The following is an 11,894-nucleotide window of genomic DNA, read 5'->3' as shown; positions in this document are numbered from 1 at the left end:
GCACCTCCCATTCTGTTGTCGCTTTATTCTTTTCTATATCGCTAATTATTATCGTAAGTTTTTTCTTTATTTACTTTTGGTTTTTAAATTGCTGGATTGAAATAATTAATCAGCTAGTCTTCAACTAGATTTAAGTGAAACACCCTATTGCACCTTGAGGAGTAGGGCTACAGCAGAAGGTTTTCCGGTAACCAGTGTTGCGTTATCTGTGTGATTGCATACGTATGCGGTCTTTTGAATACGTATGCATTCGGTTGTGAGGGATAAGGGCTAAGGCCTACTATCGTTTCAACGACAAAACCATTCTGTATTGCGCAGGTTTCTTCTTATTGCGCAGAAGGAAACGTCGTTAACGCATTATGTTAACAATAAAAGCTATACCTCCGCGGAGAGACAAAAATCATGAGAAAACCATCGTTCAACCACATGCTTGCTCTGGCTACCACCATGGCTATGGTGGCGGGCTCACAAACCGTTTATTCCCAACAGGCTGCTTCTGAAGTAGAAGAAGTCACCGTTACTGGTTATCGCGCAACGGTGTTGAACTCTATCGATACCAAACGTCAGTCTGACGTCGTTGCCGACGTAGTTGATGCGTCTGCCGTAGGTTCATTGCCACAGGTATCGATTGCCGATGCACTGGGCCGCATTCCCGGTGTAACCACCGTGCGCGATTCAGGCCAATCATCGCAATTAAATATTCGCGGTATGAATGGCGACTTTATTCAAACCACATTGAATGGCCGCGAACAAGCGACTACCAGTTCATACACTGAAAGTTTGCGCTGGATGTCATTCGACCAATACCCGGCTGAATTAATCAGCCAGGCAGCAGTTTATAAAACACCAAAAGCATCGCACATCGAAGGTGGTGTTGCTGCGGTGGTTGAATTAAAAACTGTTAACCCGCTGCAAGCAGCAAAAGATCACAACTTTAACGCGGGCGTACGTTTGTCGCACAACGACGATGCTACTGGCGATGCCGATGGCGAGCGTTACAGCATGTCCTATCAAGGTAAATTCCTCGATAGCACTTTGGGCGTTGCACTGGGTTATTCCAGCCTGACCCAGCCCAACAATTTTGACGGTTCACGCGCAGCGGCCGATGGCCAAATTGGTTACGCTTCTGCCAATTCTGATTTTGCCCGCGCTTACCAATTCCAAACCGGTTACGGTGACGACCAGCGCGATGCCTATATGCTGACCGCTGTGTTCCAACCAAACGATGTATTCAAAGCGCAATTGGATTACTTCAAATCCGAATTTGAATCAGAAGACAAACGTCACGGTGTAACCGTTGGTGGTCTGTCAAACGCATCGGTCACTAATGGTGTTATCAGCATTGGCGATCCCAAAACCACCGGCGATTCTTCTCCGTGGATTGAAGCGCGTACCGAAGACCAATCCACCAATGCAGATTCTGAAAGCATCGGTTTGAATTTGGAATTCCAACTGACCGACACCACCACGCTCACATTGGATTACACCGACAGTAAAGGTGATAAAACCCGTAAAGACCGTTTGGTTTCTATGCACGCGTATCAATTCGGTACAGCGACCGGCAACCTGAACGGCACAACCGTTACTGCACCAACTTGGGAAGAGCTTGCGGGCCAAACTATTTCCATCGTGGAAAATGGCGAGAAAACCCCAACCATTTCGTTTAACGATCCCAACCTGCTGACCAGCAGCAATATGCGTTTGTCTCGCTATGAAGAATATCCACACGTGTACACCGATGAAGTGGAAAGCTTTAAAGCGGATTTGAAACAAGAAGTGGAAATGCCGCTGATCAAATCGTTTGAGGCAGGTGTGCGTGTATCCGAGCGTGTATTTGATTCACAACGCGGTACTTTCCTGTACGGCGCACGCGATGGTCAATTCAGTTATGTAGATGGCAGCGGTAACTGGCAGTCCTATTGCGCCGATAACATCACCGATCCATTTATTGCCTGTACTCCACAAGAAATTGATGGCTTTGTGTCGGTAGGTTCAGTCGATGGTGCACCTGATCACTTTGTGGTGAACATGCAAGGTTTGGCTGATGAATTGTTTGGCCCAGGTAATTACCAAGGCAAACAAGTATTCAGCCGCGATTGGACATTTGTTGAATCTGGTGCGCTTGAAGAACAAACCGATGCATTTTATTTAATGGCCAATTTGGAAACTGAATTGGGCAGCATTCCGGTGACCGGTAATATCGGTGTGCGCTATGTGAAATCCGATGTGAAATCCAAAGGCGTACAAAATGTTGGTGCAGGTAACGGCGAACCCATTACCGATGATGTGGGCGTTACCCAAACCAACTACAAATACGTTGAATATGGCCCTGAGTTTAGCGATACGCTGCCAAGCTTGAACCTGAACTTTGAATTGAGCGATAACGATGTATTGCGTGTTGCGGCAGCGAAAGTGATGGGTCGTCCACCAGCAGGCCAATTAAAAGGCGGTGCGGGTTCCTGGAACGGCGGTGATCGCGGTGGCAACCAGTACAACGTATGGACCAAAGGTTCTCCTTATCTTGACCCATTCCGCGCTAATCAATTTGATATTTCTTACGAACATTATTTTGATAATGGCGGTGCAGTGACTGTTGCCGGTTTCTGGAAAGATATTGAAAGTCTGGTAGAAAATATTTCTTACAATCCGGCTATCCAGCGCGACAGCAATGGCAATCCGGTATTGGATGGCAGCGGTAATGTGATTGTTACCGAAGACACATTGCCAATCTTCCAGGCGAATGGTTTGGAAATTCCAGCCGGTATGGTGGCAGGTACTTACCAAACTGCAGTGAACAATGAGAAGGGCGGTTACATCCGTGGTCTGGAATTGGCCGGTACTTACACCTTTGATTCATTGCCCGGTATTTTTGGTGGCTTGGGCGCTACCGCGAGCTATTCTTTCACTCAGAGTGAAATGGAAATTACCGGTGGTTCACTGTTCCAGGACAAACTGTCTCTGCCAGGCCTGTCAGAAAACGTGTGGTCTTTGACCGGCTTCTGGGATATCGGCCAATTCAGCACCAACCTCAACGTGCGTTATCGCGATGAGTATGTGTTGAATATGCCTGTACCTGGCAGCTCTACACCGGTACTTGGTCAGCCCTATACCACAGTGGATTACCAAGCTTCCTACGCGTTCGATAATGGTGTGGATGTAGTGTTTGAAATCACTAACGTAACCGATGAGCCGGTTGTATTGTCTTACGGTCAAGAAGGTCGTTTGGGCGAATACAAAACCTTTGGTCGTCAGTTCTATGTTGGTGTGAACTACAAGTTCTAATCGCCTGAAATAACACTGGGAATTTCCAGCGGCAAATAGAACCGCCCGTCGAGCCGACTTGACGGGCGGTTTTTTTATAAAAAAAGCAGCGATGAAAAAGGTGTGGTTATGGGTGTTGTGATGAATGGCAAGCGCGTATTGATTTTGGGTGGCGGTACCGCTGGTTGGATAACGGCAAATTTAATGGCGACCCATTGGCAAGACAAAGGTTTTGAGATTACGTTGGTAGAGTCACCGGACATCGGCATCATCGGTGTTGGTGAAGGCTCAACACCGCCGCTAAAAAGTTTTATGGATGTGATCGGCGTTGAAGAAAGCGAGTGGATGGCAGAGTGCAAAGCCACTTACAAAACCGGCATCACCTTTAAAGACTGGTCCATCAAACCCGGTTTCACGGAATACTTTCATCCGTTTTTATCCCAGCCTGACCAATTCAGCGCGCCTGCTTTTTTTCATAACAGTCATTTGCGCCGTAACGGTGTTGATCTTGAAGGGCACCCCAATCATTTCTTTTTGGCAACCGAATTGGCGCGGCAAAAACTAGCGCCGATTGCGCCGCCTAATTTTCCGTTTGAAATTAATTACGGCTATCACTTTGACTCTGCCTTGCTCGGCAAATTTTTAGCGCGAGTTGCCGCGCGTAAAGGCGTGAAATACATACAGGCTACATTGCAAGAAGTGATATTGGCAGATGATGGCAGCATCCGCTCACTCAAGATGCGCGATGGGCAAGAACTTAGCGCCGATATTTATGTAGATAGCACTGGCTTTAACAGTGAGCTATTGCAAAAAGCATTGCAGGTGCCGTTTATCAGCTGTGCAGAAAGTTTGTTTAATGATTCCGCTGTGGTATTTCCAACGCCGCAGCAAGATAACATTGATGTACAAACCATTGCGACCGCAATGAAATACGGTTGGGCGTGGAAAATTCCGCTCACTCACCGCAATGGCAATGGTTATGTGTATAGCGCGCGTTTTTGCGATAAAGATAAAGCCGAAACAGAATTCCGTGCGCATTTGGGTTTACTGGATGCGGATATAGAAGCGCGCCATTTGAAATTTAAAGTTGGGCGCGTATCCGAACAGTGGCATAAAAACTGTTTGGCGGTGGGCTTGGCGCAGGGTTTTATTGAGCCACTGGAAGCGACGGCGTTGGATATGGTGCAAGAAACTGTTGCGCGTTTTATTGAGGCTTATAACAACGGCAACTATACCGACCAATTTCGCCAGGATTTTAATAACCGCATTAATGCGCGCTTTGATGCGGTGCGCGATTACATTGTGTGTCATTACCGTATTTCATCGCGTACCGATACTGATTATTGGATTGAAAACGGGCGCAATGAAAAAATTTCCAACTCCCTGCGCGCGATTTTGACCAGCTGGATACAAGGCAAAAATATCACTGATGAATTGGAACGGCAAAAGCTGGATGCCTACTTCCCGAACGTCTCCTGGAGCTGCCTGCTGGCAGGAAAAGGGATTTATCCAACACAGGCGCAATTAAAACCCGGTAATGAGTTGGCACACCAATACGATGTGGAAAAAGTGCATGCGTATATCCGTGGTTGCGCGCTGAATTTCAGGCCGCACATGGAGCAGCTTTCACTGCTGGAAAAGGCTGCTGTAAAAGCCGCCTGAACGGAAAAACATACAGCCCAGGCGTAGCTCCGCAAAACCACTTTGGTATTGGTTCCGTTATTTTTGTGATTGCATACGTATGCGGTCTTTTGAATACGTATGCATTCTATTGTGAGAGTCGATACCAAAGGCCTACCATCATTTCAACGACAGAACCATTCTGTGTTGCGCATATTTCCCCGTATTGCGTAAGAAGGAGCGTCGTTCACGCAATATGTTAACAATAAAAGCTATACCTCCGCGGAGAGATAAAATCATGAAAAAGCCATCGTTTAACCACATGTTCGCACTGGCCACTACCATGGCTATGGTAGCGGGCTCGTCTACTGTTTATGCTCAAACTCAAGCCCAATCTGCTGCGGCAGAGAAAGAAGTTGAAGAAGTTGTTGTTACCGGTTTCCGTCAAAGCGTTTTGAATGCAATTGATGCAAAACGTAATTCCGATACTGTTATTGAAGCAATTTCTGCTGATGATATCGGCGGTTTGCCCGATGTTTCTATCGCTGACTCGCTGTCGCGTTTGCCTGGTGTCACCTCTGTGCGCACCGGTGGTCAAGCCAGTGAATTGAACATTCGCGGTATGAGCGGTGATTTTGTTTTCGCCACCATGAATGGTCGCGAACAAGTCAGTACCAGTACCGGCCCTATTGCCGGCCGTAAAATTGAATTTGATGTATATCCGTCTGAATTGATTTCACAAGCGGCGGTTTACAAATCACCAAAAGCATCGCTTATCGAAGGTGGTGTTGCGGGCAGTATCGAACTGACTACCGTTAACCCACTGAATAATACCCAGGATCACTCGTTCAATATGGGAATCCGCGGTAGCTCCAATAGCCGCACTTCAGAAGTAGAAGATGCAATTGATTTGGGCCACCGTTTCAATGCGTCTTACCAAGGTAAATTTGCTGACGATACCCTTGGCCTTGCATTTGGTTACGCCAAGCTGAGCGCGCCAAGTGTTGCCAACCAATATATTGGTCTGCAATACAATGGCCGTGGCAATATCGATGGCGATGCCGGTGATGAATTCATCAGCGAAGGTATGGAAATGCAACAGCGCGGCGGTGAAGAGCAGCGCGATAGTTACCTCGGTACTTTCGTATGGGCACCGAGCGATACCTTCACTCTGAAAGGCGATGTATTTAATACCAAAGCAGATTCTGAAGCATTTGCGCGCGGTTTCCGTGTAAAAACACTCGGCTCTGCCAACAGCATTACCAACCCGATCATTTCTGACAACAGCATGATTGGCGGCACCGTATCTGGTGATGGCACAACCAACTTTGCGGTATTTACCGTTAACGATAACGACTCACGCGAAGCGGAAGTTTTATCCTATGGTTTGAATGCTGAATGGAAATTGGATCAATGGACCGTTAATGCCGACGTGTCTTTCTCTGAGTCCGATGGCGATTTCCAAAACGGTGGTACCCGTGCACTGTTGTACAACGATACCAGTGTTGTTAATCCGGTGCGTTCACCAGAAACCATTACCTACAAAAACAATGGTTTGAGCCCAGCTGATTTTACTGCTAACCAAAACTACACCGATTTGAACCGTATTGCGTTAACTGAAGTGGGTCAGTGGCCGTTCATTACCCACAACGAAATCAATGCGCAAAAAGTAGATGTGAAGTACGAATTTGAATCCGGTTTTGTAACTTCTGTTGAAGCGGGCATTCGCAACTCTTCACGTGAATACACCGGTAAGCGCGGCCAGGAAGGTTATGGTTCAGAGTTTGGTAACCATCCTTCTGAATTCCCGATTGAATTGACTGACGACATGGTAAAAGTGGTCAAATTCGGCGGCGACCTCAAAGGCATGCCTAACTTCCTTGCGATTGATTTTGACGAAGCTGTTGCTGCAGTTGAAGAAGCTCGCGGCCGCGATTGGAACCCTGTTGCAAACTGGGCCAACAACTGGACCATGATCCAATCCGGTACTGTGACTGAAGACGTACTTGCCGGTTATGTCATGGCGAATTTTGCAACTGAAATGGGCTCAACACCTGTGACCGGTAACCTGGGTGTACGTGTGGTTGAATCTGATCAATCCAGTACCGGTTATTTGCAAATTGGTGCAGGCGCTGGTGAAGCTATCGCCGATGAGCGCGGTGTTGTTAGCAATGATTACGTGCCTAACACTCTCGGCCAGAAATACACCGATTACTTGCCATCGTTGAACCTGAATTTCCAAATTACAGAGCAGGACAACATTCGTTTTGCTGCTGCAAAAGTAATGTCGCGTCCACCGGTGAGCCAATTGAAATCCGGTGCAGGTTCCTGGATCGACGGTGAAGACAGATTCAATGCCTGGGGCAATACCAGCCCATTGCTTGATCCTTTCTACGCTGATCAATATGACCTGTCGTACGAGCATTATTTTGCGGATACCGAAGGTGCAATCGTTATTGCATTGTTCCGCAAAGATATCGAATCGTTCATTGAAAACATTACCCTGCGCGGTGTTGATTTCAAAGAACTCGGTTTCAACGTACCGGATATCAACCCCAACACTGGTAATCCATTGAAGCCAGGTGGTGAATATCAAACTGCCTACAACAACACCAAAGGTGGCTACATTCAGGGTATTGAATTGGGTTACACCCAAACCTTCGATTTCTTGCCAGGTATTTGGTCTGGCTTGGGTGTGAGCAGCAGCTATTCCTACACTGAAAGTGACGTTGAGCGTATCAATAATCTGGGCGGTGAAGAGAAAGATATCGGTATGCCAGGTTTGTCACCAAGCAACTTGAGCGCAACTCTGTTCTATGACTACGAAGGTTTCTCAACGCGTTTGAACTATCGCTATCGCGAAGCATTTGTGGCCAACCAGGTTGCCGTTGAAACGCAAGAAGTGTTCTACGCCGATGAATCAGTAGTGGACTATCAAGCGTCTTACGAATTCGACAATGGCGTTGAGTTGGTATTCCAGGTGAACAACCTGACTGATGAGCCTTCAAAAACCTACTTTGGTACTGAAGCGCAAACCGGTTCTATCCAGTACTTCGGCCGTCAATACTTCTTTGGTGTTAACTACAAGATGTAATGGCAGTGCCAGTACGACCTTGAGCAAATCAATCACCCGCATGGCTTGCCATGTGGGTGATTTTTTATCTGCCCTCACTCATTTTTAAATAATGGTTTGTTTGATGAGTGCGAGCCAACTGAAAAAAATTAAAAAAATGAATAGGAGAATAACAATGATGCGGTTACTTCCCTTGCTGCTATTACTTTGCTCCCTGACGGCATTCGCCCAGTCACATACTATTCACCACCTGGAGCCTGCTAACTGGTGGGTGGGTATGAAGTACCATCAAGTTGAGCTCATGGTGCATGGCGATAACATCAGTGCAACACAGCCGCATATTGATTATCCCGGTGTAAAAATTCTTTCGGTAGTAAAAACCGATAACCCCAATTATGTATTTGTCACTATCGATATTGCGGCTAACACCAAGCCCGGAAAATTTCCTATCGAATTCCAACTCAATGGCGAAACACAAAGTCGTTTTGAATATGCGCTGCTTGCACGCGAAAAACAGTCTGCACAGCGTCAGGGTTTTTCTGCAAAAGATGCCATTTATTTAATCACGCCCGACCGTTTTGCCAACGGCAATCCGGCGAACGATGCAATGCCGGGGTTAACCGAACAGCCCAATCGCGATTATAAAGGCGGCCGTCACGGCGGTGATATTGCAGGCATGACGCAACATCTGGATTACATCGCCAGCATGGGCTTTACCCAAATCTGGCCAAATCCGCTCACTGAAAATAACCAGCCGAAATATTCCTATCACGGTTACGCCGCGACCAATTTGTATTTGATTGATGCGCGCTACGGCACTAATGAGGATTTCAAACGCTTTGTGCAAAAAGCAAAACAAAAAGGCATAGGTGTTATTCAGGATATAGTGCTTAACCACATAGGTTCAGAGCATTGGTGGATGAAAGATTTACCCGCGAGCGATTGGCTTAATTTTCAAGGTGCGCCCGAATTCACTAACCATCGCCGCACCACAGTGCAAGACCCTTATGCAGACCCGCGTGATAAAGAACTGTTTGTGAATGGCTGGTTCGTTAATTCCATGCCGGATTTAAACCAGCGCAATCCGCAAATGGCAAATTATTTAATCCAGAATAGTTTGTGGTGGATTGAATACGCAGGCCTGAGCGGTGTGCGTGAGGATACTTACGGCTACGCCGATGAAAAATTTTTATCGCGCTGGGCAAAAGCGATTATGGATGAATACCCCCAGTTTAATATTGTGGGTGAAGAGTGGAGTACAAATCCGGCGGTAGTTGCACATTGGCAGCGAGGCAAAGAAAACAAAAGCGGACATGTATCGCATATGCCAAGCGTTATGGATTTCCCTATCCACGAAACCTTGCGCCATGTGTTGGTAGAAGAAGAGAGTTGGGATAAAGGACTTGTCCGCCTGTATGAAATGCTGGCAAATGATTTTGTATACGCTGATCCATTTAATTTAGTGGTCTTCCCGGAAAATCATGACACCTCGCGTATTTATTCAGTGTTAAATGAAGACGTGGATTTATTCAAAACTGCAATGATTTACAGCGCAACCATGCGCGGTATTCCGCAATTTTATTACGGTTCGGAAGTGTTGCTGACCAGCCCTAAAGAGCGTGACGACGGCGCAGTGCGCGCCGATATGCCCGGTGGTTGGAAAGGTGATAGTAAAAATGCGTTCACTGGAAAAGGGCTGACCAGTAAAGAAAAAGAAGCGCAGCAGTTTATGAAAACCTTGCTTACCTGGCGTAAAAAATCCGAGGTGATTCATCGCGGGCATTTGCGCCACTACGCACCGGAAAATGGTGTGTATGTGTATGTTCGCTACTTGAATAATAAAGCCGTCATGGTGTTGTTAAATAAAAACAAGCAAGACACCACGCATTCTTTGGCTGCCTATAAAGAATTTCTGAACGGAAAGAAAACCATGCGCGATGTACTGGCTAATAAAAAAATAGCGGTCAGCGATTCATTAGTTTTGCCGGCCAAAACCTCGCTGGTTCTGGAACTACAATAATGCAGTTGATTGTGAATCGGATTTTTCTGGCAGGAAATGCAATGAAAACAAAAATGATGATGGGTGGTTTGGTGTTGGTGCTGGCGTCTTGTGCGAGCACGCCGCAGCTCAATGCAGAAAAGAAAGTGGATGCGCAAGGAAAACCTGTGGTCTACCAAATTTTCACGCGTTTGTATGGCAATACCAACACCACCAATAAACCCTGGGGCACGCTGGAAGAAAATGGTGTTGGGAAATTCAACGATATTAACGATGCCGCCTTGCAATCACTCAAACAACTGGGTGTAAGCCACGTGTGGTACACCGGTGTTCCGCATCATGCAGTGATCCGCGATTACACTGCTTTCGGTATCAGTAACGATGATCCCGATGTAGTCAAAGGCCGCGCCGGATCACCTTATGCCGTAAAAGATTATTACAACGTAAATCCCGACCTTGCAGTGAATCCGGCCAATCGCTTGCAGGAATTTGAAGCATTGATTGCACGCACCCATGCGCAGGGTATGAAAGTGGTTATTGATATAGTGCCCAACCATGTTGCGCGCGCGTATCACTCCATTAGTAAACCCGCAGGTGTTGAAGACTTTGGTGCGCGTGATAACACACAAGTGGAGCACGCACGCGATAATAATTTTTATTATGTCGTTGGCGAGCCATTTAATGTGCCTGAAGCGCTGAATAATTATCGCCCTTTGGGTGGCGAGGCGCATCCATTGAGCGATGGAAAGTTTGTTGAAAATCCCGCGAAGTGGACTGGCAATGGCTCGCGCCTTGCGCAACCAAAATTTGATGACTGGTATGAAACCGTAAAAATCAATTACGGCGTTCGCCCCGATGGCAGTAAAGATTTTCCCGAATTACCTGCAGCTTACGCACAAAAAACCGTGCAGGCGCATTATCAATTCTGGCAGGGAAAATCAGTTCCTGATTCCTGGATTAAATTCCGCCAGATTGCCGAATATTGGTTGGCAAAAGGCGTGGACGGTTTTCGGTTTGATATGGCCGAAATGGTGCCGGTGGAATTTTGGAGCTATTTGAATTCATCGATTAAACACAAAAATCCCGACGCATTTTTACTGGCAGAAGTTTATAACCCGGCCGAGTACCGCAATTATTTGCAGCTGGGAAAAATGGATTATCTGTACGACAAAGTGGAAATGTACGATAGCTTGAAGGCGATTATGCAAGGCAAAACCGGCACCAGTGCAATCGCATCGGTACAGGCGGGGATGAGCGATATTGAAGAGCACATGCTGCACTTTTTGGAAAACCACGATGAGCAGCGCATCGCCAGCCCTGAATTTGCAGGCAGTGCTGAAAAAGCCAAACCGGCGATGGTGGTATCGGCCTTAATCAGCCGCTCGCCCACCATGTTGTATTTTGGTCAGGAAGTTGGTGAGGCGGGCGCGCTGGAATCCGGTTTTGGCGATCCATCGCGCACCACTATATTTGATTACGCCGGTGTACCTGCGCATCAGCGCTTTATGAACAAAGGCAAGTTTGATGCAGGGCAATCAACGCCTGCTGAAAAATCCCTGTTGCAGTTTTATCGCGAGCTGATGACGCTCTCGGCAAACGAATCGGGTTTTAATGGCGAGTATCGCGAACTGCACAGCACTAATCTGGCGAATCATTCCGGTTACGATGAACAGGTTTTTGCATTCGCCCGTTGGAACGCTGCACAGCAATGGTTAGTCGTCAGCAATTTCAGTGCAACTGAAGCGCGCACATTTAATTTGCAATTAACACCAGAACTGGTGAGCGCCTGGAATCTTTCCGGCAACGCGCTCTTGCAATCGCGTTTGGGTAATAACAGCACTTACAAGTTGGTGGTGCGCGATGGGCAGGCTTATGTTGCACTTCGCTTGGCTCCATTGGAATCATTAGTGTTGCAGTTAAAAAACTAAACGCGGTGCATCT

At 47.0% G+C, this 11,894-nt stretch carries 5 protein-coding genes; all 5 read left to right on the top strand.

Going from position 1 to position 11,894, the window contains the following annotated elements; translation table 11 throughout:
- The first annotated feature begins 402 nt into the window (after window positions 1-402).
- The 5 genes from VC28_RS12180 (at window position 403) to VC28_RS12160 (ending at window position 11,881) form a co-directional block, all read left to right on the top strand.
- On the top strand, window positions 403-3,282 hold the full coding sequence (locus tag VC28_RS12180; RefSeq protein WP_049630886.1) for a TonB-dependent receptor: 2,880 nt from the start codon (window positions 403-405) through the stop codon (window positions 3,280-3,282).
- A gap of 108 nt (window positions 3,283-3,390) precedes the next feature.
- Complete coding sequence (locus VC28_RS12175; RefSeq protein ID WP_231591738.1) at window positions 3,391-4,923, top strand: tryptophan halogenase family protein; 1,533 nt, start codon at window positions 3,391-3,393, stop codon at window positions 4,921-4,923.
- Window positions 4,924-5,179: 256 nt separating this feature from the next.
- Window positions 5,180-7,975 carry a TonB-dependent receptor gene (locus VC28_RS12170; RefSeq protein ID WP_082191523.1) on the top strand — a complete coding sequence of 932 codons (2,796 nt, stop codon included), beginning with the start codon at window positions 5,180-5,182 and terminating at the stop codon, window positions 7,973-7,975.
- A gap of 154 nt (window positions 7,976-8,129) precedes the next feature.
- Window positions 8,130-9,974 carry a glycoside hydrolase family 13 protein gene (locus VC28_RS12165; RefSeq protein WP_049630885.1) on the top strand — a complete coding sequence of 615 codons (1,845 nt, stop codon included), beginning with the start codon at window positions 8,130-8,132 and terminating at the stop codon, window positions 9,972-9,974.
- 41 nt (window positions 9,975-10,015) lie between these two features.
- The gene (locus tag VC28_RS12160) at window positions 10,016-11,881 is read left to right on the top strand and encodes an alpha-amylase family protein (protein WP_049632370.1); all 1,866 of its coding nucleotides are present in this window, start codon (window positions 10,016-10,018) and stop codon (window positions 11,879-11,881) included.
- Window positions 11,882-11,894 lie beyond the last annotated feature (13 nt).

The organism is Cellvibrio sp. pealriver, assembly GCF_001183545.1.
Lineage (GTDB): Bacteria > Pseudomonadota > Gammaproteobacteria > Pseudomonadales > Cellvibrionaceae > Cellvibrio.
The sequence above is the reverse complement of the archived record's forward strand: the minus strand, read 5'-3'. Positions and strand labels throughout refer to the sequence as shown.